General features: G+C 70.1%; 21 protein-coding genes and 3 tRNA genes. 13 read left to right on the top strand and 11 right to left on the bottom strand.

The window, feature by feature from the left end:
• Window positions 1-2: 2 nt before the first annotated feature.
• Entirely contained in the window at window positions 3-1,367 is a 1,365-nt protein-coding gene (locus tag FFG40_RS03135; protein WP_138802209.1) for an NAD-dependent succinate-semialdehyde dehydrogenase, read from the top strand.
• A gap of 167 nt (window positions 1,368-1,534) precedes the next feature.
• Here FFG40_RS03135 and FFG40_RS16965 read toward each other — a convergent pair whose 3' ends face one another.
• The 4 genes from FFG40_RS16965 to gabT form a co-directional block, all read right to left on the bottom strand.
• Window positions 1,535-1,693, bottom strand: a complete 159-nt coding sequence (locus FFG40_RS16965) for a hypothetical protein (protein WP_155896911.1) — start codon at window positions 1,691-1,693, stop codon at window positions 1,535-1,537.
• A 60-nt stretch (window positions 1,694-1,753) separates the two neighbouring features.
• On the bottom strand, window positions 1,754-3,124 hold the full coding sequence (locus FFG40_RS03130) for an NAD(P)/FAD-dependent oxidoreductase (protein ID WP_138802208.1): 1,371 nt from the start codon (window positions 3,122-3,124) through the stop codon (window positions 1,754-1,756).
• A complete protein-coding gene (locus FFG40_RS03125) occupies window positions 3,121-4,608 on the bottom strand; it encodes an NAD-dependent succinate-semialdehyde dehydrogenase (protein ID WP_138803405.1) in 1,488 nt (495 codons plus the stop codon). The genes FFG40_RS03130 and FFG40_RS03125 overlap by 4 nt, the downstream gene beginning before the upstream one ends.
• A 68-nt stretch (window positions 4,609-4,676) precedes the next feature.
• Complete coding sequence (gene gabT, locus FFG40_RS03120) at window positions 4,677-6,038, bottom strand: 4-aminobutyrate--2-oxoglutarate transaminase (protein ID WP_138802207.1); 1,362 nt, start codon at window positions 6,036-6,038, stop codon at window positions 4,677-4,679.
• Between the two features lie 92 nt (window positions 6,039-6,130).
• Here gabT and FFG40_RS03115 point away from each other — a divergent pair, with 92 nt between their 5' ends.
• Together FFG40_RS03115 and FFG40_RS03110 are read left to right on the top strand one after the other, a co-directional pair.
• On the top strand, window positions 6,131-7,666 hold the full coding sequence (locus tag FFG40_RS03115) for a PucR family transcriptional regulator (RefSeq protein WP_138802206.1): 1,536 nt from the start codon (window positions 6,131-6,133) through the stop codon (window positions 7,664-7,666).
• 20 nt (window positions 7,667-7,686) lie between these two features.
• Window positions 7,687-8,304, top strand: coding sequence for a TetR/AcrR family transcriptional regulator (locus FFG40_RS03110; RefSeq protein ID WP_138802205.1), 618 nt, complete (start codon window positions 7,687-7,689; stop codon window positions 8,302-8,304).
• On the opposite strand, the gene FFG40_RS03105 is transcribed toward FFG40_RS03110, so the two are convergent.
• Window positions 8,287-8,973 (bottom strand): NUDIX domain-containing protein, encoded by a 687-nt coding sequence (locus FFG40_RS03105; RefSeq protein WP_138802204.1) that lies wholly within the window; start codon window positions 8,971-8,973, stop codon window positions 8,287-8,289. The genes FFG40_RS03110 and FFG40_RS03105 overlap by 18 nt on opposite strands.
• 90 nt (window positions 8,974-9,063) lie before the next feature.
• Between FFG40_RS03105 and FFG40_RS03100 the strand changes: the two genes are divergently transcribed.
• Entirely contained in the window at window positions 9,064-9,543 is a 480-nt protein-coding gene (locus FFG40_RS03100) for a hypothetical protein (RefSeq protein WP_138802203.1), read from the top strand.
• Between the two features lie 88 nt (window positions 9,544-9,631).
• Here FFG40_RS03100 and FFG40_RS03095 read toward each other — a convergent pair.
• Window positions 9,632-9,718: transfer RNA gene (locus tag FFG40_RS03095), tRNA-Leu, on the bottom strand.
• Between the two features lie 86 nt (window positions 9,719-9,804).
• Between FFG40_RS03095 and FFG40_RS03090 the strand changes: the two genes are divergently transcribed.
• The 7 genes from FFG40_RS03090 to pknB all read left to right on the top strand — a co-directional run bounded on the left by FFG40_RS03090 (window position 9,805) and on the right by pknB (window position 18,978).
• The gene (locus FFG40_RS03090; RefSeq protein ID WP_138802202.1) at window positions 9,805-10,485 is read left to right on the top strand and encodes a DUF3662 and FHA domain-containing protein; all 681 of its coding nucleotides are present in this window, start codon (window positions 9,805-9,807) and stop codon (window positions 10,483-10,485) included.
• Window positions 10,482-11,033, top strand: coding sequence for an FHA domain-containing protein (locus tag FFG40_RS03085; protein ID WP_138802201.1), 552 nt, complete (start codon window positions 10,482-10,484; stop codon window positions 11,031-11,033). The genes FFG40_RS03090 and FFG40_RS03085 overlap by 4 nt, the downstream gene beginning before the upstream one ends.
• A 6-nt stretch (window positions 11,034-11,039) precedes the next feature.
• Window positions 11,040-12,392 carry a Stp1/IreP family PP2C-type Ser/Thr phosphatase gene (locus FFG40_RS03080; RefSeq protein WP_138802200.1) on the top strand — a complete coding sequence of 451 codons (1,353 nt, stop codon included), beginning with the start codon at window positions 11,040-11,042 and terminating at the stop codon, window positions 12,390-12,392.
• Window positions 12,389-13,822: an FtsW/RodA/SpoVE family cell cycle protein gene (locus tag FFG40_RS03075; protein WP_027466931.1), complete on the top strand. Its 1,434-nt coding sequence runs from the start codon at window positions 12,389-12,391 to the stop codon at window positions 13,820-13,822. The genes FFG40_RS03080 and FFG40_RS03075 overlap by 4 nt, the downstream gene beginning before the upstream one ends.
• Window positions 13,819-15,273 (top strand): penicillin-binding protein 2, encoded by a 1,455-nt coding sequence (locus FFG40_RS03070; RefSeq protein ID WP_138802199.1) that lies wholly within the window; start codon window positions 13,819-13,821, stop codon window positions 15,271-15,273. Before FFG40_RS03075 ends, FFG40_RS03070 begins: the two co-directional genes overlap by 4 nt.
• Window positions 15,270-17,039 carry a protein kinase domain-containing protein gene (locus FFG40_RS03065; protein ID WP_138802198.1) on the top strand — a complete coding sequence of 590 codons (1,770 nt, stop codon included), beginning with the start codon at window positions 15,270-15,272 and terminating at the stop codon, window positions 17,037-17,039. The genes FFG40_RS03070 and FFG40_RS03065 overlap by 4 nt, the downstream gene beginning before the upstream one ends.
• A 121-nt stretch (window positions 17,040-17,160) precedes the next feature.
• Entirely contained in the window at window positions 17,161-18,978 is a 1,818-nt protein-coding gene (gene pknB, locus FFG40_RS03060; protein WP_260678774.1) for a Stk1 family PASTA domain-containing Ser/Thr kinase, read from the top strand.
• A gap of 283 nt (window positions 18,979-19,261) precedes the next feature.
• Here the strand turns inward: pknB and FFG40_RS03055 are convergent, their stop codons facing one another.
• Window positions 19,262-19,906, bottom strand: a complete 645-nt coding sequence (locus FFG40_RS03055) for an aminodeoxychorismate/anthranilate synthase component II (RefSeq protein WP_138802197.1) — start codon at window positions 19,904-19,906, stop codon at window positions 19,262-19,264.
• Between the two features lie 81 nt (window positions 19,907-19,987).
• Here FFG40_RS03055 and FFG40_RS03050 point away from each other — a divergent pair, with 81 nt between their 5' ends.
• Complete coding sequence (locus FFG40_RS03050) at window positions 19,988-20,242, top strand: cell division protein CrgA (RefSeq protein WP_027466926.1); 255 nt, start codon at window positions 19,988-19,990, stop codon at window positions 20,240-20,242.
• Window positions 20,243-20,592: 350 nt separating this feature from the next.
• Here FFG40_RS03050 and FFG40_RS03045 read toward each other — a convergent pair whose 3' ends face one another.
• Window positions 20,593-21,447: a rhomboid family intramembrane serine protease gene (locus FFG40_RS03045; protein ID WP_138802196.1), complete on the bottom strand. Its 855-nt coding sequence runs from the start codon at window positions 21,445-21,447 to the stop codon at window positions 20,593-20,595.
• Window positions 21,448-21,454: 7 nt separating this feature from the next.
• Window positions 21,455-21,994 (bottom strand): peptidylprolyl isomerase, encoded by a 540-nt coding sequence (locus FFG40_RS03040; RefSeq protein ID WP_027466924.1) that lies wholly within the window; start codon window positions 21,992-21,994, stop codon window positions 21,455-21,457.
• A 115-nt stretch (window positions 21,995-22,109) separates the two neighbouring features.
• Between FFG40_RS03040 and FFG40_RS03035 the strand changes: the two genes are divergently transcribed.
• On the top strand, window positions 22,110-22,685 hold the full coding sequence (locus FFG40_RS03035) for a hypothetical protein (protein WP_051597033.1): 576 nt from the start codon (window positions 22,110-22,112) through the stop codon (window positions 22,683-22,685).
• Between the two features lie 418 nt (window positions 22,686-23,103).
• Here FFG40_RS03035 and FFG40_RS03030 read toward each other — a convergent pair.
• Together FFG40_RS03030 and FFG40_RS03025 are read right to left on the bottom strand one after the other, a co-directional pair.
• A tRNA-Ala gene (locus FFG40_RS03030) sits at window positions 23,104-23,176 on the bottom strand.
• Between the two features lie 56 nt (window positions 23,177-23,232).
• Window positions 23,233-23,309, bottom strand: a tRNA-Ile gene (locus FFG40_RS03025).
• Window positions 23,310-23,376: the final 67 nt, after the last annotated feature.

The following is a 23,376-nucleotide window of genomic DNA, read 5'->3' as shown; positions in this document are numbered from 1 at the left end:
CCATGTACGCCGTCACTGACCCCACCACGGGCACGACCCTCGAGACCTACCCGACCATCACGGACGCCGAGCTGCACGACGCCGTCGCAGCCGCCGACCGCACCCACAGCGAGTGGTCACGGACGACGACGGTCGCCGACCGCGCGGCCCTGCTCCACCGGGTCGCGGACTTGTACCGGGAGCGGCACGCCGAACTCGCCGCCACGATCGTGCGCGAGATGGCGAAGCCGATCGACCAGGCCGAGGGCGAGGTCGACTTCTGCGCCGACATCTACGACTACTACGCGGACCACGCGTCGGAGTTCCTGGCCGACCAGCCGATCACCCTGGCGGACGGGTCCGAGGGGTCCGCGTTCATCCGCAAGGCCTCCATCGGCGTCGTGCTCGGCATCATGCCCTGGAACTTCCCCGCCTACCAGATCGCCCGGTTCGCCGGACCGAACCTGGTCATCGGCAACACCGTGCTGCTGAAGCACGCACCGCAGTGCCCGGAGTCCGCCCTGGCCATCGAGCGGATCTTCCACGATGCCGGCTTCCCGGACGGCGCCTACACGAACGTGTTCGCGACGAACGACCAGGTCGCCGACGTCATCGCCGACCCGCGCGTGCAGGGCGTCTCACTCACCGGTTCGGCGCGCGCCGGTGCCGCGGTCGCCGAGATCGCCGGCCGGAACCTGACGAAGGTGGTGCTCGAACTGGGCGGCTCCGACCCCTTCATCGTGCTGTCCACCGACGACCTGGACGCCGTCGTCGAGTCCGCCGTCACCACCCGGCTCGAGGGCAACGGGCAGGTCTGCAACGCCCCGAAGCGGTTCCTGGTGGTCGACGGCCTGTACGACGAGTTCCTGGCGAAGTTCACCGCGGCGATGTCGGCGGTCGAACCGACCGATCCGAGCGTGCCCGGTGCCGAACTCGGCCCGTTGTCGTCACCAGCCGCGGCCGACCGGCTGCAGGAGCAGCTCGATGCCGCCGTCGAGCAGGGTGCGACCGTCGTCACGGGCGGCGATCGCCAGGGCAACGCCTTCCTGCCGACGATCCTGACCGACGTCACACCGGACAACGACGCCTACCGCGAGGAGTTCTTCGGCCCCGTCGCCGCCGTGTACCGCGTCGCCGACGAGGACGAGGCGATCGCCCTGGCCAACGACACCCCGTACGGCCTCGGCTCGTACCTGTTCACCACCGACGCCGACCAGGCACTCCGGGTCGCCGACCGGATCGAGGCCGGCATGGTCTACGTGAACATCGTCGGCGCGGACAGCCCGGAGCTGCCGTTCGGTGGCGTCAAGGGCAGCGGCTTCGGCCGCGAGCTCGGCCCCCTGGGGGCCGACGAGTTCGTGAACAAGAAGCTGATCCGCATCGGCTGACCGACGCGGAGACGCCGGCGTCTCCGCGAGACGCCGCCGAATCCGGCGGCGTCTCGCTGACGTGACGGCGTCCGATCAAGACGCCGGTGTGTTGCAGCCGGCCCCACGACGGACGGGAGGCGCGGTGCCAGCTGGCACCGCGCCTCCAGTCCGTCCGCGGGTCGCCGCTACTGCTGCGGGTCGGCGGGCTCGCCGCCGGAGTCCGTGTCGCTGTCCTGCTGCGGGTCCTCCGTCGCGTCGCCCGTGGGCGACCCGTCCGGCAGGTCCTCGGTGTACTGCTCCTGGTCCTTGGTGGGGTCGCTGGACCCGTTCGCTGCGTCACTCATGGCCCGGACGGTACGCGTCGGCGCCTGGACGGGGCACCCAGCCGTAACCCGCCGAGGTGATTACCGTGCCGCAGTGGGCTGTGGAACGACCGCCAGGATCTCCTCGGCGACCTCACGACCGATGCGCACGGCACCGTCGACGTGCTGGTAGCCCTGCCCGGCCAGGTCGCTCGAGGCGAACCGGATCGGACCGACCGCGGCGCGCTGGTCGGCGCCGTAGCGGACGAGCCCGCCCAGGTCGAAGCTCGCCGCGTAGGCGCCGCGCGTCCACTCCTCGGTGCCCCAGTCGCTCTCGTAGTAGACGACGGGCGACAGGGCCTCGTCGCCGTAGTAGTGCGCCAGCGAGGCGAGCACCCGGGCCCGGCGTTCCTCGGTCGACAGCGCGAACAGGTCATCCGCGTGCTGGTCGGAGACGAACCCGACCAGGGTCCCCTGCTCCGAACCGTGCGAGGTGTTGTCGTACGCCTCGTGCACGACCTCGTACGGGCTGAACGCGGTGCCGGACAGGCCCGCCGCACGCCAGAAGGGACGGTCGTAGACGGCGTGCACCTTGATCACGAAGCCCATCGACAGGTGCTGGTGCAGCTGGTGCTGGCGTCGGGGCAGCGGCGGCTCGTACGAGATCCGCGAGTACAGGGGCGGCGGCACCGCGACGAGGGCCTGTCGGGCGTGCACCTCGATCCCGCCGTCGGCGAGCGCGACGACCCCGTCGTCGCCCCAGCGCAGCGTCCGGACCGGGGCGTTCAGGTGCACGTCGTCGCCGAGGCGCTCGGCGAGCCGCTCGGACACCTGCTGCATGCCGCCGACGACCCGCTTGTCGAGGATGAAGTCGGCGTCGACCAGGTTGGTGAAGCTCCCGGCGGACGCCGCCATCAGCAGGGCCTGCAGCGCCGAGAACGCGTGGGCGGGCTTCGTGAGCATGGCGCCGGCGATGAACAGCTCGACGTTGTCGGTCGCGACCCGGTCCGGGCTGAGGTCGTGCAGCCAGGCGCGGAACGAGACCTCGTCGAGGGCGGCCGCGTCCGGGGTCTCCCAGGGGCGGGCGGGGTCGACCTTCGCGACGTACTCGTCGACGACGGCGACGAGCCGTTCGATCTCGTTCGCCGTGGCCTCGGGCAGGGGGAAGATGTCGCCGGTGTACTCGGTCCGCGTGCCGTCGGCGTCGACGTAGACGCTGGAGCCCTCGCGGTACCGGTCGTACGTCTGCAGGCCGAGCTCGTCGAGGGTCTCGAGCAGTGCGGTCTGATCGGGCGAGACCCACTGCCCGCCGATCTCCAGGGTCACCCCGTCGATGTCGTTCGTCCAGGTGCGGCCCCCCACGCGGTCGCGGGCCTCGAGCACGGCGACCCGCAGGCCGGCGGCCCGCAGGCGGTTCGCGGCGGTGAGACCGGCGACACCGGCTCCGATGACGACGACGTCCTTCTCGATCATCGAGCTGCTCCCTGTGCGGTCGTGGTGCTGTCGGTGTGCCGGAACGGGTCCGGGGTGAGCGTGTACATGGTCTCGAGGTACTCGGCGATGCCCTCGCCGCCGCCCTCGCGACCGAGGCCGGACTGCTTCACGCCGCCGAACGGGGCCGAGGCGTTCGACACGACCCCGGTGTTCAGCCCCAGCATGCCGGTCTCGAGCCGCTCCATCAGGCGCTGCCCGCGTGGCGGGTCCTCGGTGAACGCGTAGCCGACCAGACCGTACTCGGTGTCGTTCGCGGCGGCCACGGCCTCGTCCTCGGAGCGGAACGTGCGGATCGCGAGCACCGGCCCGAAGATCTCGTCGTCGAGGATCGCGCTGCCGGGTCGCACGTCGGTCAGGACGGTCGGTGCGTAGAAGGTGCCGGGCCCGTCGACCGGGTGTCCGCCGGTCCGGAGCGTCGCTCCGCGCTCGACCGCGTCGGTGACCAGGCGGTGCGCCTTGTCCACGGCTCGGGCGTCGATGAGCGGCCCGATGGCCACGCCGTCCTCGGTCCCCCGGCCGACCCGCATCGCGGCGACCCGCTCGGTGACCCGGCGGGTGAACTCGTCGGCGACGTCCTCGTGCACCAGGAACCGGTTCGCGGCGGTGCAGGCCTGGCCGGTGTTCCGGAACTTCGCGGCGAGCGCGCCCTCCACCGCCAGGTCGAGGTCGGCGTCGGCGAACACCAGGAACGGTGCGTTGCCCCCGAGCTCCATGCTCGTCCGGAGCACGTTCTGCGCCGCCTGGCCGAGCAGTGTGCGTCCGACCGGCGTGGAACCGGTGAAGGACAGCTTGCGCAGGCGGCGGTCGGCGATCACGGGCGCGGAGACTTCGGCGGCCCGGGTGGTCGGGACGACGTTGACGACGCCGGCGGGCACACCGGCCTCGACGAGCAGGTCGGCGAACAGCAGGGTGGTCAGCGGCGTCAGTTCGGCCGGCTTCACGACGACGGTGCAGCCGGCGGCGAGCGCCGGTGCGATCTTGCGGGTCGCCATCGCCAACGGGAAGTTCCACGGCGTGATCAGGAACGCGGGTCCGACGGGCTTGTGCGAGACGGTGGCACGGCCGGTCCCCTCGGGGTTGGTGCCGTACGAACCGCCGATCCGGACCGCTTCCTCCGAGAACCAGCGGAGGAACTCGCCGCCGTACGCGACCTCGCCGCGGGCCTCGGCCAGGGGCTTGCCCATCTCCAGCGTCATCAGGAGCGCGAACTCCTCGCGTCGCTCCTGCAGCAGGTCGAAGGCGCGGCGCAGCACCTCGGCGCGCTGCCGCGGGGGCGTGCTCGCCCAGCCGTGCCGTGCGGCGACGGCGGCGTCGAGCGCCTTCCGGCCGTCCTCGGGCGAGGCGTCGGCGATGTGCAGGAGTGTTTCGCCGGTCGCAGGGTCGACGACGGCGAAGGTACCGCCGTCGGCCGCCGGCTGCCAGACACCGTCGACCAGGAGGCCCGTGGGGACGCGGTCGAGCACCGCCTGTTCGGCGGCTGGTCCGGTGGCGTCGGGGACGCTGGGCCACGCTGTGGCGGGGATCGTCGCGCTCACGACGCGGCCAGCCCGTCGAGGACGACGGTCAGGCCGTCGCGGAGCAGGTCGTCGTCGATCGACAGCGGCGGCAGGAAGCGCACGACGTTGCCGTACGTGCCGGCCGTGAGGGCGATGACGCCGTGCTCGAACGCGTGCTGCACCACCCGTCCGGTGAGCCCGGGGTCGGGATCACCGGTGGCCGGGTCGACGAGCTCCATCGCGACCATCGCACCGCGGCCGCGGACGTCGCCGATGCGGGGGTCGTCGGCCTGCGCGCTGCGCAGGGCGTCGAGCAGGACCGCGCCGATCGCCCCGGCGCGCTCGACGAGTCCGTCGTGCTCGAAGGCGTCGATGGCCGCGAGGGCTGCAGCGCAGGCGATCGGGTTGCCGCCGTACGTCCCGCCGAGGCCGCCGACGTGGGCGGAGTCCATGATCGCCGCACGCCCGGTCACACCGGACAACGGCAGTCCGCCGGCCATGCCCTTCGCGGTCGTGACGACGTCGGGCACGATCCCCTCGTGCTCGCTGGCGAACATCGCGCCGGTGCGGGCGAACCCGGTCTGCACCTCGTCGGCGATGAACACGACGCCGTTGGCGGTGGCCCACTCGGACAGTGCGGTGAGGAAACCCGGTGCCGGGACGACGAAGCCGCCCTCGCCCTGGATCGGTTCGATCAGGACCGCGGCGGTGTTCAGAGCCCCGACCTGCTTCTCGATCTGGCTGATCGCACGCTTCGCCGCCTCGGGCCCCGACAGCCCGTCGTGGAACGGGTACGACATCGGGACGCGGTAGACCTCGGGTGCGAACGGTCCGAAGCCGTTCTTGTAGGGCTGGTTCTTCGCGGTCAGCGCCATCGTCAGGTTCGTGCGGCCGTGGTAGGCGTGGTCGAAGACGACGACGGCCTGCCGACCGGTGTGCTTCCGGGCGATCTTGACGGCGTTCTCGACGGCCTCGGCCCCGGAGTTGAACAGCGCCGTCCGCTTCTCGTGGTCGCCGGGGGTCAGACGGTTGAGTGCCTCGGCGACGGCGACGTACCCGTCGTAGGCGGCGATGGTGAAGCACGTGTGCGTGAAGGCGGCGACCTGCTCGGTGACCGCAGCGACCACACCGGGGTGGGCGTTGCCGACCGACGTCACGGCGATCCCGGACCCGAGGTCGACGAACGAGTTGCCGTCGGCGTCGACCACGACGCCGCCACCGGCCGCGACGACGGCGATGGGCACGGCGACGCCGACCCCGGCCGCGACGGCACCGGCCTTCCGGGCGAGCAGCTCCTGCGATCGCGGGCCGGGGACGGCGGTGACGAGCCGTCGCTCCTGGGGCAGCGAGGGGCCGCCGGTGGTCGCTCGGGTCGCGGACGCTGCGGTGGAGGACATGCCGCGATGGTAGGAGCCACCACCGCGCACTCGTACTGTCCACGGCGTACATCGGCCCCCGGCCAGATCGACCCGGTGGATAGGGTGACCGCATGCCCGCAACGCTGCGCTCCCTGCTGCACCGGCGTGAACTCCACCTGCGCCCGCTCACCGACGCGGACGAGCACGCCCTCGATGCCCCGCTGTCCTGGCTGCACAGCTCGGACCTCGAGGACCCGACGCCGTTCCTCGCCGAGGGACAGGGACTGCTCACGACCGGCACCCAGTTCGGCGCCGAGGCCGAGGTGCGCGACGACGTCGCCGAGGCCTACGTCCGGCGGCTCGTGGACGGCGGTGTCGTGGCGCTCGGGTTCGGCACCGAGGTGGTCCGGGCTGGCACCCCCGACGCCCTGGTCGCCGCCTGCACCCGGAACGGACTGCCGCTGTTCGAGGTGCCCTACGAGACCTCCTTCATCGCGGTCGCGCAGGCCAACGCCGAAGCGGTCGCCCGGGATGCCAACGCACGCGGTGCCTGGGCCCTCGCGGCGCAGCGGGCCATCTCGCTCGCCGCGATGCGACCGGACGGACTCGGCGCTACCATCGCCGAGCTGTCCCGGCAGCTCGACGGGTGGGTCGGCCTGTTCGACGTCTCCGGGCGGCTCGACCGCGGACGCCCCGCCGACGGGCTGCCCGCTGCCGACCTCGACCTCCTGCGGACCGAGGCGCTGCGGCTGCTGCGCTCCGGGCAGCGGGCGAGCCTGCCGGTCGCCACGGACCGGGGCGTCGGGTACACCCTGCAGACGCTCGGCAGCGGCGGGCACCTGAGCGGCGTGCTCGCGATCGCGAACGGCGGAGCCCTCGACCGGGCCGGACGCGAGGTCGTCACGGCCGTGATCGCCCTGGCCGGCCTCGCCCTGCAGCAGAACCGCGAGCTCGCCCGCGCCCGGGGACTCCTGCGCACCGGACTCCTCACGATGCTGTCCGTCGGCGAACCCGAGGTGGTGCAGGCGACGTCACGCGAGGTGTGGGGGCCGCTGCCCGCCGAACCCGTCCGGATCGCGGCCGTCGACGTCCCCGACCACGAACTGGACACCGTGGTGGACCTGCTCGAACTGTGGGTGCAGGACCGTCCGGGGCACCTGTTCTTCGCGGTCGACGACGCCCTGTTCCTCTGCGTGAACGCGGACGACACCGGGATCGTCGGTGCACTCGTCGACCGCTTCGACCTGCGCGCCGGCCTGTCCGACGGCGCCGCGTACCGGTCGTTCGGACGCGCCCGCACCGAGGCCGTGCAGGCGCTCGACCGACGCCGTGAAGGACGCCCGGGCACCACCGAGTTCGGCGACCTCGCCCGAGAGGGGGTGCTCGCCCACCTCGCCCACGTCGACGTGGACGCCGGTGCCGTCGCCCGCGCGTTCCTCGCCCCGCTGCTCGACCACGACCGCACGGCCGGCACCGAGCTCACGGGCACCGTCCGGACCTGGCTGCAGGAGAACTGCGAGTACGACCGCACCGCACGGGTCCTCGGCATCCACCGGCACACCGCCCGCGCCCGGGTGGAGCACGCCGGTCGGCTCCTCGACCGTGACCTCTCCGTCTTCTCGACCCGGGCCGACCTCTGGGCAGCCTTCGTGGTCGAGGGCGCGTGACGCGCGGATACGGTGGGACGATGCCGTCGACACCGGCCCGCCGGCGCCTGAGCCCGGCCGAACGCGGAGCCCAGATCACGGCGGCCGCCGTCGACCTGGCGCGTGCCGAGGGCCTCGCGGCGGTGACGCTCCGCGGGGTCGCCGCCGTGATCGGGGTCGCGCCCTCGCTCGTCGCCCACTACCGCCCGAGCATGGAGGACCTGGTCGGCGAGACGTTCCGCACCGTCGCGGTGGCCGAGGTCGCCGAGGTCCGCGCGATCGTCGCCGCTGCGCCCGACCCCGTCTCCGGCCTCCGCACCCTGCTCGACTGCATCGCCGATCCCGCCCGCGACGACGTCGCCACCCTGTGGGCCGACGCCTGGAGCATCGGCCGCACGAACGCGGCACTGGCGACCGCGGCACGGGACGTCATGGACGCCTGGCAGCTCCTCGCGACCACGGTCGTCGTCGACGGGGTGCACGCGGGGGTGCTGCACACCGACGACCCGGACGGCGTCGGACGCCTGCTCTTCGCGCTCGTCGACGCCACCAACGGGTACGCCCTGGTCGACTACCTCGACCGCCCGACCCGCGAGGCCATGGTCCGCACCACGGTCGCGCGAGCGGTGGGCCTGGACGGGTCAGCCCTGTCGGGGTGACACCCGCCGCAGCGCCACCCACTGCAGCAGCATGATCGTCTTGCCGTCGGCGATCCGACCGTCCGCCACCATCGCGAGCGCCTCGTCGAGCTGCACCTCGAGCACCTCGATGTCCTCGCCCTCGTCCTCCACGCCGCCACCGGCCTCGACCCGGTCGGCCGCGGTGTAGGCGCCGAGGTAGAAGTGGACCCGCTCGGTGACCGAACCGGGGCTCATGAACACGTCGCCCAGGTGCTCGAGCACACCGAGCCGGATGCCGAGCTCCTCGACCGCTTCACGCCGCACCGCGGTCTCGGGATCGTCCTCGTCGAGCAGTCCCGCCGCGGCCTCGATCAACATGCCGTCCGGGTGTCCGTTCACGTACGCCGGCCACCGGAACTGCCGCGTGAGCAGGACGGTGCCGCGCTCGGCGTCGTACGGCAGGACCGTCGCACCGTTGCCGCGGTCGTAGGTCTCGCGCTGCTGCCGGTCCCACCGACCGTCACGGCGCCGGACGTCGAGGGTCGTGCGGCGGAGCACGTGCCAGCCGTTCGACACCACCTCGACGTCCTGCACGACGACGTCGGGGTTGCGGTCGAGGGCACGGCCCACCGCGTCGAGTCCGATGCGACCGCGGTCGTCGGGGACGTCGACACCGGGACGGGGGACGGTCGTGCGTTCGTCGGTCACCCGGTCACCGTAGCGGGGCACCTCGGCAGGTCTCCGTCCGCTCGGTACGCTCGACGTGCCGCACCAGGGAGCGGCAGAGGGCGGTGCAGCATGACCAGGACTTTCATCCTCCGACGACCGGACCGGCCCCAGGTGGTCACCGTGTCCTTCGTGCTGTGGCTGGTGTGGGTGGCAGCCTGCGTCGTCGCCACCGTGCTCCAGTTCTTCGCGACGGACGCCGCGGTCGGCCAGGCACCGGTCCTCGCCGGGATCGTCGCCCTGGCGCTCTGGGCCCTGGTGATGTGGGCGGTGTTCCGGATGGCCGCGGGCTCCCGCGTCGCGCGCGTCGTGCTCGTCGTCGTCGCGGCCTTCCGCGCGGTCCTGAGCCTCACCGGCGGCGAACTCGCGGTCCTGACGATCGCGCTGTCGGTCGTCGCCGCGGTCCTGCTCTTCCTGCCCAGCGCACGCCCGTTCTTCGGCTCGCAGCAGGCAAGGGGAGCCGACCACGGGTTCGACGGAACCGGCGTGTCGGGGCCGGGCCGTGCCTCCAGGCCGGATGCCGACCACACGACGGACGCAGACCGGGGCTGAGGCCGGACGCGTCGACGGCCGTCCCCGGCCCGCGCCCGAGAAACAGGAAAGGCCCCGGATTCTTCCGGGGCCTTTCCTGTTCTTCGCCTGGTGCGCGAGGGGGGACTTGAACCCCCACGCCGTTTCCAGCACACGGACCTGAACCGTGCGCGTCTACCAATTCCGCCACTCGCGCCAGCCCCGAAACACTACCACGCACAGACGGGTGTCAACGCCAACCACTACCATGCAGTGGTTGACGACCGACGACACGGGAGACGCATGGGCCTGCTGGACAACTTCGAGCGAGGGTTGGAACGCGCCGTCAACGGCGCGTTCGCGAAGACCTTCCGCTCCGGGGTGCAGCCCGTCGAGATCTCGAGCGCCCTGCGGCGCGAGCTCGACACGAAGGCTGCAGTGGTCTCCCGCGAGCGCATCCTCGTGCCGAACGAGTTCACCGTGCGCCTGGCACCGCCGGACTGCACGCGCATGAACGACGTCGGTCGCCCGCTCATCGACGAACTGACCCAGATGGTGCACCAACACGCCGTCGCGCAGAACTACTCGTTCTCCGGCCCGGTCACCATCCGGCTCCAGCAGGACGGCACGCTCTCGACGGGCATCCTGCAGGTCGACTCCACCACCGTGCAGCGCGACGTGGCCTGGGTCCCGGTGCTCGACATCGGCTCGCAGCGACACCGACTGCACCGCGGGCGCACGGTGATCGGGCGCGGCAGCGACGCCGACATCACCATCGCGGACACCGGGACGAGCCGGAAGCACGTCGAGGTGCTGTGGGACGGCAAGCACGCCCAGGCCACCGATCTCGGCTCCACGAACGGCTCGAAGCTGAACGGTCAGCACTTCCAGCAGGCGATCGTGGAGCCGGACTCCACCATCGAGATCGGTCGTACCCGTATGGTGTTCCGGGTGATCCCGGAGAACGACGGAGGTGCTCGATGACCACAGGCCTGACCCTGCTCGTCCTGCGCTTCGCGTTCCTCGCGGTGCTCTGGCTGTTCGTCTTCGTGATCGTGTTCGCCCTGCGCAGCGATCTCTTCGGCCAGCGCGTCCGCACGATCCCGACCGATCCCAAGTCGGCGCCGTCCGGACCGAGCACCCCCACCGTGCCGGCTGCGGCGGCCCCCGGCCCCGCCTCGAGCGGTGCGTTCACCGACGTGATCGGGCAACCCGGAGGTTCGCAGCGTCCCGCCTCGCCGGCCGCGTCCCGCCTGGTCATCACCGAGGGTGCGCGCGAGGGCATGGAGATGCCGCTGGGTGGCGGCCCCATCACGATCGGACGGTCGAGCGAGTCGAACGTCGTGATCCGCGACGACTACACCTCGACCAACCACGCCCGCCTCGACCTCCGCGCCGACGGCTGGCTCCTCACCGACCTCGAGTCCACGAACGGCACCTTCGTCAACGGTCAGAAGGTGAGCGCTCCCGTCCTCGTGGCAGAGGGCACGCCCATCACGATCGGGACGACGACGTTCGAGCTGCGGCGGTAACCCGGCATGACCGCTCGCACGCTGAGCGCCGCTGTGTCCCACGTGGGGCGCATCCGCGCGAACAACCAGGACTCCGGCTACGCCGGGGCGCACCTGTTCGCGGTGGCGGACGGCATGGGCGGCCACGCCGGCGGTGACGTCGCCTCGGCGATCGCGATCCGGCGCATCCGCGAGGTCGATCGCGAGTTCCCGTCGGCGCACGACGCCGAGTTCGCACTGCAGTCGGCACTCATCGCGGCGAACCAGTTGATCACCGAGACCGTGTTCGAGCACCAGGAGCTCACCGGCATGGGCACCACGGTGTCCGCGATGATCCGCGTCGGCGAGCAGATCGCGATCGCGCACATCGGCGACTCCCGCATCTACCGTCACCGCGACGGCGAGCTGCAGCAGATCACGTCCGACCACACCTTCGTCCAGCGGCTCGTCGACAGCGGCCGGATCACGCCCGAGGAAGCCGCGGTCCACCCGCGCCGCTCCGTGCTGATGCGCGTGCTCGGCGACGTCGACGCCGCCCCCGAGGTCGACACGGCGATCATGGACATCCAGCCGGGCGACCGCTGGCTGCTCTGCTCCGACGGCCTGTCCTCGTACCTGGCCGAAGAGCGCATCCGCCACGCTTTGGCCTCGAACATGGACGCCAACCAGGTCACGCAGCGCCTGGTGAAGGAGACGCTCGACCACGGTGCCCCCGACAACGTCACCGTCGTGGTGATGGACGTCACGGACACCGAACCCGAGGACGACGACGACGCGGCCACCACGGTCGGCTCCGCTGCGGCACCGCTCACCTTCGAGGCGTCGACCGGCCGCAAGCCGATCCGCCTCCCCACGATCCTGCTCCACCCGCTCAAGGTCACCACCGCGCCCGAGGACTCGCACTTCGAGCCCGAGTCCGACCAGTTCTTCGCCGAGCTCATCGCCGAGGACCGCCGACGCCGCATCCGCCGTCGGGTGTCCTGGACCGTCGCGCTCGTGGTCGCGGTCGCCGTGCTCGTCGGCGCGGTGTTCATCGGCTGGCGGATCACGCAGGACCACTACTACGTCGGCACCGACCGCGGCACCGTCGCGATCTACAAGGGCGTGCAGCAGTCGATCGGGCCGTTGGCCTTGTCGGACGTGTACGAGGACACCGACATCACGGTCTCGTCGCTGCCGGACTACACCCGCGAGAACGTCCGCTCGACGATCAACGCGCAGTCCCTCACCGACGCCCGTGACATCGTCGACCGCCTGCGCAAGGCCGCCGCGACCGGCCAGGACCAGGCCGGCACCGGTGGGGACGGCGACGCCAGCTCGTCACCGTCGCCCTCGCCGACCCGATCGCCGTCTCCGAGTCCGACGCGGAGCCCGCGATGAGCAACGCCACGGCCGCCCAGTCCTTCACCCAGGCGATCACGATCAAGCTCCGGGAGCCCGCTCGCGCGCGGAACCTCGAGCTCTTCCTGCTCGTCATCGCGTGCGGCATCTGCGCGGGTGCGATGGTGCTCGTGCAGCTCGGCACCAAGGGCCGGCTGTTCGACCAGTCGGTGCTCTGGGTCGGCGGCGGCATCCTCGGGCTCGCACTCGTCATGCACGTGGTGCTGCGGGTCGTGGCGAAGAACGCCGACCCGTTCATCCTGCCGATCGCGCTCGTCCTGAACGGCATCGGCATCGCCGAGATCTACCGCATCGACGTCCACAACGGCCTGTCCGGCTGGGACGCCATCGGGGTGAAGCAGATCGTCTGGACGATGCTCGCGATGGTCCTGGCGATCATCACGCTCGTCGCCGTCCGCAACCACCGGTTCCTGCAGCGGTACCGCTACATCTTCATGGCGCTGACGATCGTCCTGCTGCTCCTGCCGATGCTGCCGGGCATCGGCACGAACATCGGTGGCGCGCGGGTCTGGATCAAGATCGGCCCGTTCTCGTTCCAGCCCGGTGAACTCGCGAAGATCACCATGGCGCTGTTCTTCGCCGGGTACCTCGTCACCGCCCGCGACTCGCTGTCGATCGTCGGCAAGAAGTTCCTCGGCATGACGTTCCCGCGTGCCCGTGACCTCGGTCCGATCCTGGTGATGTGGGGCGCCGCGATGGCCGTCCTCGTGTTCCAGCGCGACCTCGGCACCGCCCTGCTCTACTTCGGCCTGTTCCTCGTGATGATCTACGTCGCCACGGCACGCATCAGCTGGGTCGCGATCGGGCTCACGCTGTTCATCGGTGGCGCCCTCGTCGCACAGAGCGTCCTGGAGTACGTGCGCGGCCGCTTCGAGCAGTGGCTCGACCCGTTCAACCAAGAGGTCTTCAGCCGCGACACCCAGGCGAGCTACCAGCTCGTGCAGGGCCTGTTCGGCTTCGCGAACGGCGGGATCACCGGGACCGGGCTCGGGCAGGGCCGGCCGTACATCACGCCGGTCGCCAACGCCGACTACATCGTCGCGTCGCTCGGCGAGGAGCTCGGCCTGATCGGCGTCTTCGCGATCCTCGCCCTCTTCATCGTCTTCGCATCGCGCGGTATCCGCGTCGGGTTCATGGCGCAGGACGACTTCGGCAAGCTGCTCGGTGTCGGCTTCGGCTTCATCATCGCCCTGCAGGTGTTCGTGGTCGTCGGTGGCATCACCCGGATCATCCCGGTGACGGGCCTGACGACGCCGTTCATGGCCGCCGGTGGTTCCTCGCTCATCGCCAACTGGATCATCGCCGCGATGCTGCTGCGCCTGACCGACTCGATCCCCGCCGAACAGCGTGTCCAGCAGGGCGCGCTCCCCGCCGCGAGCGGGCGGACCAGGAAGGAGCGTCGTCGATGAACCGACAGCTCCGCGGTGTCTCGACCGTCATCGTGCTCATGTTCGTCGCACTCTTCGTGTCGACGACGTCGATCCAGTTCTTCGCAGCGGACTCGTTGCGCGCCGACTCCCGGAACTCCCGGACCATCTTGGACAGTTACTCGACGAAGCGTGGCGCGATCCTCGTCGACGGCAGCCCGATCGCCGAGTCGACCCCGGTGGACGACCAGTACGAGTACCAGCGGAAGTACACGAACGGCGACCTGTACTCGGCGGTGACCGGGTACTTCACGATCGGGCAGGGCAACACCGGCATCGAGAGCGCGGAGAACACCGTGCTGTCGGGCAACTCCGACGCCTCGTTCTTCCAGAACCTCAACTCGATCCTCACCGGCCAGGACGTCCAGGGCGACAACGTCAACCTGACCATCGACCCCGACGTGCAGCAGGCCGCGTACGACGCACTCGGCACCAACAGCGGTGCCGTCGTCGCGATCCAACCGAAGACCGGCAAGATCCTCGCGATGGTGTCGAAGCCGAGCTACGACCCGAACTCGCTCACCTCACACGACACGGCCGAGGTCAAGCGGCAGTACGACGCCCTGCTCGGCGCCGACACCGCCCCGCTGCAGAACCGCGCCATCGGCGGCGACCTGTACACACCCGGGTCGGTGTTCAAGCTCGTGGTGGCCTCCGCGGCACTCGAGGGCGGCAAGTACAACCTCGACTCCACGTTCCCGAACCCGTCGCGACTGCAGCTGCCCGGGACGAGCTCGTACATCAACAACGCCGAGGGCGGCACCTGCGGCGGCGGCGACAAGGTCAAGCTCCGCACGGCCATCCAGTACTCGTGCAACATCCCCTTCGCTGAACTCGGCCAGAAGCTCGGGTACGACGCGATCAAGAGCATGGCCGACAAGTACGGCTTCGGCGACGCGATCGAGGTCCCGATGGCTGCCACCGCGAGCCAGTACCCCGACGTCGACTCGACGGCCCAGCTCATGCTGAGCGCCTTCGGCCAGGCGAGCGTCCGGGTCTCCCCGCTGCAGATGGCGATGGTGTCGGCCGGCATCGCGAACGGCGGCAAGGTCATGCAGCCGTCGCTCATCGACTCGATCACCACGAGCGACCTGAAGACGGTCGAGTCCTTCTCCCCGAGGCAGTACAGTGATCCGCTGTCACCCTCCGAGTCCGCTGACCTCACCGAGGCCATGCAGAGCGTCGTGAACGCGGGGACCGGTACCAATGCCAAGATCGACGGTGTCGACGTCGCCGGCAAGACCGGCACGGCCGAAGGTGGCACCGGCGATCCCTACACGCTCTGGTTCACGGGGTTCGCCCCCGCCAAGGACCCGGAGGTCGCCGTGGCGGTCGTCGTCGGCAACGGCGGCGGGCTCGGGCAGTCCGGAGTCGGCAACACGGTCGCGGCCCCGGTCGCGAAGAAAGTCATGGAGGCGGTGCTGAACAAATGAGACCCACCAGCGGACTCACCTTCGGTGGGCGGTACCAGCTCTCCTCCCGGGTCGCCATCGGCGGCATGGGCGAGGTGTGGCAGGCGACCGACCTCGTCATCGGCCGAACCGTCGCACTCAAGATCCTCAAGGACGAGTACCTCGGTGACCCCGGTTTCCTCGAGCGCTTCCGCGCCGAGGCCCGGCACGCTGCCCTCGTCAACCACGAGGGCATCGCCAACGTCTTCGACTACGGCGAAGAGGACGGCAGCGCCTACCTCGTGATGGAGCTCGTCCCCGGCGAGGCCCTGTCGACCATGATCGAGCGCGAGCACACGCTCCCGGTCGACAAGGTGCTCGACATCGTCGCGCAGACCGCGAACGCCCTGCAGGCCGCGCACGCGGTCGGCCTGGTGCACCGCGACATCAAGCCCGGCAACCTGCTCATCACGCCCGACGGTCGCGTCAAGATCACCGACTTCGGCATCGCCCGCATCGCCGACCAGGTCCCGCTCACCGCGACCGGTCAGGTGATGGGCACGGTGCAGTACCTGTCGCCCGAGCAGGCGAGCGGCCACCCCGCCTCGCCGTCGACCGACATCTACTCGCTCGGCATCGTCGCGTACGAGGCACTGGCGGGTCGTCGACCGTTCACCGGCGAGTCGCAGGTCGCGATCGCGATGGCGCACATCAACGAGCAGCCGCCGCCGCTGCCCGGGGACATCCCGGAGCCCGTCTCGGCCCTGGTCATCTCGTGCATCGCGAAGAAGCCCGCCGACCGTCCCGCGACGGCCGCCAACCTCGCCCGTGCCGCACAGGCGCTGCGCCGTGGTGACGTCGCCGCGGCCACCGTGGCCGTCCCCGCGATCGCGGGGAACGGCACCGTCGCGTTCAACCCGCCGCAGGGTCAGGGGAACGACGCCGCGACCGCACTCATCGGCACGCAGGCCGGCGCGGTGGCCGGCGGGCCGGGCACCCCCCGCTCGCCCGTCTCCGACGAGTCCGAGGAGCCGAAGAAGAAGCGCGCCTGGATCTGGTGGGTCGTGGGCGCCGTCGTCGTGCTCGCCATCGCCGCGGGCATCGCTGTCTTCGCCCTGAACGGCAACAGTGCGCCGGACCCGTCACCGAGTCCGTCGCGGTCGACTCCCCGAGCGACCCCGACGGAGACCACGCCGAGCCCCACGCCCTCCGTGGCCCGCGTCGACATCGACTCGTCGGACTACATCGGCCGCCCGACCTCCGAGGTGCAGACCGAACTCGGCCAGCTCGGACTCGTGGCAACCGTCGTCGACGGCGACGCGGCGACCGGCTCCAACAGCCCGAACACCGTCCAGTCGCTCGACCCGACCGGCAGCCTCGTCCCCGGCGACACCGTGACGATCCGGCAGTGGACCACGCCGCCGACCGTCTCGAAGCCAGCCGCTCCCGAGGCCGGCGACGTCTCCGACACCGGATCGGTGACCTTCAGCTGGGAGACAGCCACGTGCCCGACCGGGTACAGCGTCTCCACCTACTCGTGGAACGTGACCGGCGGCAAGGACTCCTCCGGAGCGACCTCGGGCACGATCTCCTCGACAGCCGTCAGCATCCAGGCCGACGCAGCCGACCAGCCGGTCACGTTCAAGTACTCCGTCACCTGCGGCGCGAACGGGAGCGACCTCGCGAAGTCCCCGGGATCGGACGCCGCGACGGCCACCTGGACCGCCCCCGACACCGAGGATCCGGGCAACGGTACCGACCCCGGTGACACACCGAACCCGACCGAGACCCCGCAGGACAACCTGTGAACGACCCCCGGACGGGGACTGTCGACACCGTTCGGTAACGGTTCGGTCGGCCCCTCCGTGACCAGCGTCCCACCAGGTGGTGCTGTCGTACACTAGGCCGGACGAACAGACGGAGGAGTACGTGCCAGAAGGTGTGACCGCGGGGATCACGCTCCTCGCCAATCGCTACGAGATCGGTGACGTCATCGGTCGGGGCGGCATGGCGACCGTGCACCTCGGCATCGACACCCGTCTCGGCCGCAAGGTCGCGGTGAAGCTCCTCAAGCCGAGCCTCGCCAACGACCCGGCCTTCCGCACGCGTTTCCGACAGGAAGCCCAGGCCGCCGCCCGCATGGCGCACCCGACCGTGGTCCGCGTGTACGACGCCGGCGAAGAGACGGTGTCCGAGCCGTCGGGTGCCGAGGTGCAGGTCCCCTTCATCGTGATGGAGTACGTCGAGGGCCGACCGCTCTCCGACATCATCGCCGAGGGCGCCGTCGCCCCGGACGAAGCCGTCCGCATCACCGAGGGCATCCTCACCGCACTCGAGTACTCGCACCGCGCCGGCGTCGTCCACCGGGACATCAAGCCCGCCAACGTCATGGTCACGCACAGCGGCCAGGTCAAGGTCATGGACTTCGGCATCGCCCGTGCCATCACCGACACCTCGGCGACGGTCGCGCAGACCACGTCGATCCTCGGCACCGCCTCGTACTTCTCGCCGGAGCAGGCCCGAGGCGAGACCGTCGACGCCCGCACCGACCTCTACTCCACGGGCGTCGTGCTCTTCGAGCTCCTCACCGGTCGCGCACCGTTCCTCGGCGACACCCCGGTGGCGGTCGCGTACCAGCACGTCAGCGAGCAGGCGGTCGCACCGTCGACGATCTCGCCCGACGTGTCACCTGCCCTCGACGCCGTGACCCTCCACGCCCTGGTCAAGGACCGCACCCGCCGGTTCCAGAACGCGGCCGAGTTCCGCGCCGACCTGCAGCAGGCTGCAGCAGGCCGGGTCCCCGCGTCCACCAAGAAGCAGCAGCAGAACGCTGCGAACGACGCGTCGACCGTGCTGTTCGGCGTCGACCCCCGCACGACGACGAACGCAGCATCGGCGTTCCGCGAGCTCGACGACGACACCGCCGAGCACCGACCGCAGCGCACGCAGAACCGCCCACCGGTGGCGTGGATCTGGGTCGGCATCCTGCTCACGGTCGCGGTCATCGTCGCCGTGGTGTTCTTCGTCGCGAACCTGCAACCCGGCAAGCCACCGGTGTCGTCCTCGGTCAGCGTGCCGAACGTCGCGGGCTCGACCTACAGCGCCGCCGCCAGCGCCATCGAGAAGAAGTCCCTCAAGCCCGTCAAGGTCGAGGAGAACTCCGACAGTGTCGACAAGGGCATGGTCATCCGGACGGACCCCGGCTCGGGGGTGAACCTCGGGCGCAACCAGAACGTCGACGTCGTCGTGTCCCTCGGCCCGGAACGCATCCCCGTGCCCGAGCTGGACGGCCAGTCACAGGCCGCGGCGCAACAGTCTCTCGACGACGCCGGGTTCCGTCTCGGCGCGATCTCGAGCGACTACTCGGCCGACGTGCCCGAGGGCACGGTGCTGAGTTCCGACCCCGAGTCAGGGTCCCTGCACACCAAGGGGATCGTGATCAACCTCACCATCTCCAACGGCAAGGTCCAGCTGCCGGACGTCACGCAGCAGCAGTTCCCGGCGGCGAAGGCCACCGTGGAGCAGCTCGGGCTCACCGTGAACGGCGCTCCGTCGTACTCGTGCACGGGTGGCCTCGTCACCCAGCAGGACACCCCTGCCGGTGACGTCGCCCAGGGCAGCGCCGTCACGCTCACCTACTGCGCACGCTCCGCGGCGCCGTCGAAGGCCCCGACCTCGAACGACGACAGTGGCGACAAGAGCGGGAACAGCGACAGCGGTGACGGCAAGGGTGACGACGGTCGCTGAGCCGACCGTCTCCTGAACTGACCCTCCTGACGGACGGGTGACGGGCCTCCGGTTCGGCCTCCATGCCTGTAGGCACGTCTGATCGGCGCCTCAGTTCGCCGCGCTGGACACAACGGCCTGGAGGTACGGCGCACGACCGCCTCCAGCGACACCTCACGCAGGCGGTCCGGTCCAGTGCCGGGCAGACGCCGTCGTGTCGGCACGGCGCTCCGGAACGCACGAGACGCCGCCGGATCCGGCGGCGTCTCGAGGACACGCCGGCGTCTGTCGCCGCGGGCGTTCGTCAGGCGCGGTGCGTGGCGATGAGCGGCCCGAGGTCGGCGGCACGCTCGGCGGCCCCGGTCAGGCCGGTGGTCTCGAGCCAGTTGCCGACCATGCGGTAGCCGCCCTCGGTCAGCACGGACTCCGGGTGGAACTGCACGCCGAACACGGGGTGCTCACGGTGCTGGACGCCCATGATGACCCCGCCCTCGGTGCGCGCGGTCACGGTGAGCTCGTCGGGGACGGTGCCGTCGACGATCGCGAGCGAGTGGTACCGGGTGGCCGTGAAGGGGTGCGGGACGCCGGCGAAGAGCGCGCTGTCGTCGTGGTCGACCTCGGAGGTCTTGCCGTGCATGAGCTCCTCGGCGTGCGTCACCGTGGCACCGAGGGCCTCAGCGATGGCCTGGTGCCCCAGGCAGACACCCAGCAGGGGGGTCTCGGCAGCGATGGCCGCGTGCACCGTGGGGATCGAGACGCCCGCAGCCGCTGGTGTTCCCGGACCCGGGGACAGGAGCACGCCGTCGTACTCGGCGATGCGGTCGGCGATCTCGGACTCGGGGAAGGCATCGTTGCGCACGACGTCGGTCTCGGCGCCGAGTTGCTGCACGTACCCGTTGAGCGTGTAGACGAAGCTGTCGTAGTTGTCGACGACGAGGATCCTGGTCATGGCGGTTCACCGTACTCGTGGGGGATGTGTGCGGCGGTCCGCGGGCCGATCCACACACGTGGTCACGGTAGGATACCGGCCATGGCCAAGGACAAGGACCGCACCAAGCCCGCCCGGACGACCCGAGCTGACTCGGTCGACACCGCGGGGGACGCCCCGAACCCGGTGTGGTTCAAGCCGGTCATGTTCGGCTTCATGCTCATCGGTCTGGTGTGGGTGATCGTCTTCTACATCTCGAACGCCACGCTGCCGGTTCCGAGCCTCGGCTCGTGGAACATCGTGATCGGCTTCGGCATCATGTTCGTCGGCTTCCTCATGACCACCCGGTGGCGCTGACCCCCAGTCCGCTGTTCTCTCAACGCCCGTCGCACCGCAAGGTCCGGCGGGCGTTGTCGTTCTCCACAAGGTCGAGCACCGGTGGAACGCAGATCCTCGACGATCCGGCCGTTCTCCACACTTTTCCCCACTCTCCACACGGTCCTCCACACCCGCACCCCGGAGTTATCCACAGCTGAGTCCACAGTGGGGATAATCACACTGGTGTAACTCACCGACTTCTCCACACCTGTGGATAACTCCCGGGGACGCTGTGGAGAGCTGTGGATGAGCAGGAGCGGTGCGCCCCGGGAACGACGAACGCCCCGCCGCAGTGCGACGGGGCGTTCGAGGGTGGTGCTGCCGACGTGTCATCCGACCGTGACGGCGTACCCGACTGCAGTGAGGGCGAGGCCGAGCACCGCCGCAGCGACGATCAACGCGATCTGCAAGGGGCGCTTCCGGATGTTCCGCGTCTGCGCGAAGACGAAGCCCATCACGAACCCACCGATGATCCCGCCGACGTGCGCCTGCCACGAGATGTTGGTCCCGGGCAGGAACCCGATCACCAGGTTCAGCCCGATGATCACGAGGAGTTGCACGGCGTTGTTCCCCAGGCTGCGCTGCAGCACGAAGAACGCGGCGAAGAGACCGAAGATGGCACCGGACGCTCCGACGACCCAGGTGCCCGGAGCGAGAAAGGTCACGAGCATCGACCCGAAGATCCCGGTGATGAAGTACAGCGCCAGGAACCGCCAGGCACCGAGCATGTTCTCGAGCATCCGACCGAAGATCCACAGCGCCCACATGTTGAACAGGATGTGGAAGATGCCCGAGTGCACGAACAGGACCGTCACCACGCGCCATGGCTGGGTCGGGAACAACAGCGAGTTGTAGGCGAACAGGCTCGAGAAGAACCCACCGCTCACCTGATCGAGCAGCCAGATGGCGACCGTGACGGCCACGATGACGACCGTGGCCTTCTGGTCGAGCATGGCGAAGCGCCGCCGAGCGACCGTGAACCCACTCGGGGCTCCGGACGCTCGGCGGTTCGCTGCGAACTGTGCGCGCTGTTCACGCACGCACTCCGGGCAGTGCACCCCGACCGCCGCCGGCGTCTGGCACTCCGGGCAGATCGTCCGCCCACAGCGCTGGCAGAGGACGAAGCTCTGCCGGTCCGGATGCCGGTAGCAGGTGTTGTTCGGGTTGTACGCCTGGTCGGTCACGTGAGGGTCAGACGCCTTCGACGTCGATGCTCTGGATGACGACGTCCTCGACGGGCTTGTCGCGACCGTCGGTCGGAACACCCTCGATCGCGTCGACGACCGCGCGGGACTCGTCGTCGGCGACCTCACCGAAGATGGTGTGCTTGCCCTGCAGCCACGGCGTCGCCACCGTGGTGATGAAGAACTGCGAGCCGTTGGTGCCGCGGCCGCCCTGGATGCCGGCGTTCGCCATGGCGAAGATGTAGGGGTTCTGGAACGTGAGCTCCGGGGAGATCTCGTCGTCGAAGCGGTAACCGGGGCCACCGATGCCCTGGCCGAGCGGGTCGCCGCCCTGGATCATGAAGTCCTTGATGATGCGGTGGAAGATCACGCCGTCGTAGAGCTTGTCGGTCGAGACCTTGCCCGTGCCGGGGTGGGTCCACTCCTGCTGGCCCGTGGCGAGGTCGACGAAGTTCTTGACGGTCTTCGGTGCGTGGTTGCCGAACAGGTTGACGCGGATGTCGCCCTTGTTGGTGTGGATCGTTGCGACAGCGGTGTGCAGAGACATGTTCCGATTCTCGCATGTACTCCTGACCGCGGACGGATTGCACAGCTGCGGTTCCGTGACCTGTCAGGCAGTGTGGTGGCAGGATGGGGGCACGCCGATCCGATGGAGGTACCAGATGACGACGATCGAGATCCCGCGAAAGCGTCGGAAGCAGATCAAGAAGCTCAAGGGCCAGACCGCCTCGCTCCTCGGCGAGCAGCGCAAGGTCCTCGAGCACGCGAACGCGATCCTGGCTGAGGCCCGGTCGAACGCCGCGGACGCAGCTCGCAAGGACATCGCACCCCGCGTGCAGAACGCGATCGACAACGGGATCCGTCCCGCGTTCGCAACCGGCGTGCACGCTGCCACCTCGGCAGCGCAGAGTGCTTCGCACAAGTTCCAGTCCGAGGTGGTCCCCGGACTCGTCTCGACCGCTGGTTCGGTGCTGAGCGTGACCGATCTCGCGAAGGACCCCCGGGTCAAGAAGATCGTGAAGAACGCGCAGAAGAAGAGCAAGAGCGCGAAGAAGGCCGCGGCGAAGTACGTCCCGTCGCAGCAGAAGAAGGGTCTCGGCTTCGGCGGAGTCGCACTCATCATCGTCGGCGTCGTCGCCGTCGCCGGTGCTGCGTACGCCGCGTACCAGACGCTCCGCGCCGACGATGACCTGTGGGTCGCCGACGACGCCGACACGGCGGAGAAGCCCGCCGCCTGACCTCCCGGTTCGTACGAAGGGCCCCGGCTGTCGCCGGGGCCCTTCGTCGTTCTCCGGGCCGGGCATGCGGACACCAGCACCGCGTGCCCTGAACGCGCCCACCCACCGACCTGGAGGCCCGCGCCGGCCTGACCCCGCGCCTCCCGTCCGGCACTGATCGCGCATCGCGCGGGCGCGACGCCAGGTGGTCGTAACCTGTCGCCCACGCGGCCCGCAGACGACACTTCGTGCCACCACACCACCGCGCACGCGGCATGTCGTGACCACTCAACGAAGACGGCAGCGCATGGCGAACCCGGCCGTCGCATGGCGGACCCAGCTACCGCGGAGCGGCGCGTCGCCGAAGGCGCGCAGACAAGCACGACGACCGAGACCGGCGTAGCGAGGAACGAGCGAAGCAGCACTCGTGCAGAGGGAGTGGAGCCTGGGAGAATCGAACTCCCGACATCCTGCTTGCAAAGCAGGCGCTCTACCAACTGAGCTAAGGCCCCGAGTGCCACCGAGGTGATCGGCGACGGGATGGAATTGTCGTGCTGTTCCGGAGAACTGGTGGGGCTACAAGGACTTGAACCTTGGACCTCTTCGTTATCAGCGAAGCGCTCTAACCGCCTGAGCTATAGCCCCTCAGACCGGATGAAAGCCTACCGTACGATGCCGCCGGAACGAAATCGAGCAGTGGGCCCATCCGACC

The sequence above is a fragment of the Curtobacterium sp. KBS0715 genome (assembly GCF_005938005.2).
GTDB lineage: Bacteria > Actinomycetota > Actinomycetes > Actinomycetales > Microbacteriaceae > Curtobacterium > Curtobacterium flaccumfaciens.
This window is presented reverse-complemented; position numbering and strand designations above follow the sequence as displayed.

Bases quoted from the DNA above. Each gene is read 5' to 3' on its own strand.
- FFG40_RS03135 (WP_138802209.1), top strand. From the start codon at position 3: ATGTACGCCGTCACTGACCCCACCACGGGCACGACCCTCGAGACCTAC.
- FFG40_RS16965 (WP_155896911.1), bottom strand. From the start codon at position 1,693: ATGAGTGACGCAGCGAACGGGTCCAGCGACCCCACCAAGGACCAGGAG.
- FFG40_RS03130 (WP_138802208.1), bottom strand. From the start codon at position 3,124: ATGATCGAGAAGGACGTCGTCGTCATCGGAGCCGGTGTCGCCGGTCTC.
- gabT (WP_138802207.1), bottom strand. From the start codon at position 6,038: ATGTCCTCCACCGCAGCGTCCGCGACCCGAGCGACCACCGGCGGCCCC.
- FFG40_RS03115 (WP_138802206.1), top strand. From the start codon at position 6,131: ATGCCCGCAACGCTGCGCTCCCTGCTGCACCGGCGTGAACTCCACCTG.
- FFG40_RS03110 (WP_138802205.1), top strand. From the start codon at position 7,687: ATGCCGTCGACACCGGCCCGCCGGCGCCTGAGCCCGGCCGAACGCGGA.
- FFG40_RS03100 (WP_138802203.1), top strand. From the start codon at position 9,064: ATGACCAGGACTTTCATCCTCCGACGACCGGACCGGCCCCAGGTGGTC.
- FFG40_RS03090 (WP_138802202.1), top strand. From the start codon at position 9,805: ATGGGCCTGCTGGACAACTTCGAGCGAGGGTTGGAACGCGCCGTCAAC.
- FFG40_RS03085 (WP_138802201.1), top strand. From the start codon at position 10,482: ATGACCACAGGCCTGACCCTGCTCGTCCTGCGCTTCGCGTTCCTCGCG.
- FFG40_RS03080 (WP_138802200.1), top strand. From the start codon at position 11,040: ATGACCGCTCGCACGCTGAGCGCCGCTGTGTCCCACGTGGGGCGCATC.
- FFG40_RS03075 (WP_027466931.1), top strand. From the start codon at position 12,389: ATGAGCAACGCCACGGCCGCCCAGTCCTTCACCCAGGCGATCACGATC.
- FFG40_RS03070 (WP_138802199.1), top strand. From the start codon at position 13,819: ATGAACCGACAGCTCCGCGGTGTCTCGACCGTCATCGTGCTCATGTTC.
- FFG40_RS03065 (WP_138802198.1), top strand. From the start codon at position 15,270: ATGAGACCCACCAGCGGACTCACCTTCGGTGGGCGGTACCAGCTCTCC.
- FFG40_RS03055 (WP_138802197.1), bottom strand. From the start codon at position 19,906: ATGACCAGGATCCTCGTCGTCGACAACTACGACAGCTTCGTCTACACG.
- FFG40_RS03050 (WP_027466926.1), top strand. From the start codon at position 19,988: ATGGCCAAGGACAAGGACCGCACCAAGCCCGCCCGGACGACCCGAGCT.
- FFG40_RS03040 (WP_027466924.1), bottom strand. From the start codon at position 21,994: ATGTCTCTGCACACCGCTGTCGCAACGATCCACACCAACAAGGGCGAC.
- FFG40_RS03035 (WP_051597033.1), top strand. From the start codon at position 22,110: ATGACGACGATCGAGATCCCGCGAAAGCGTCGGAAGCAGATCAAGAAG.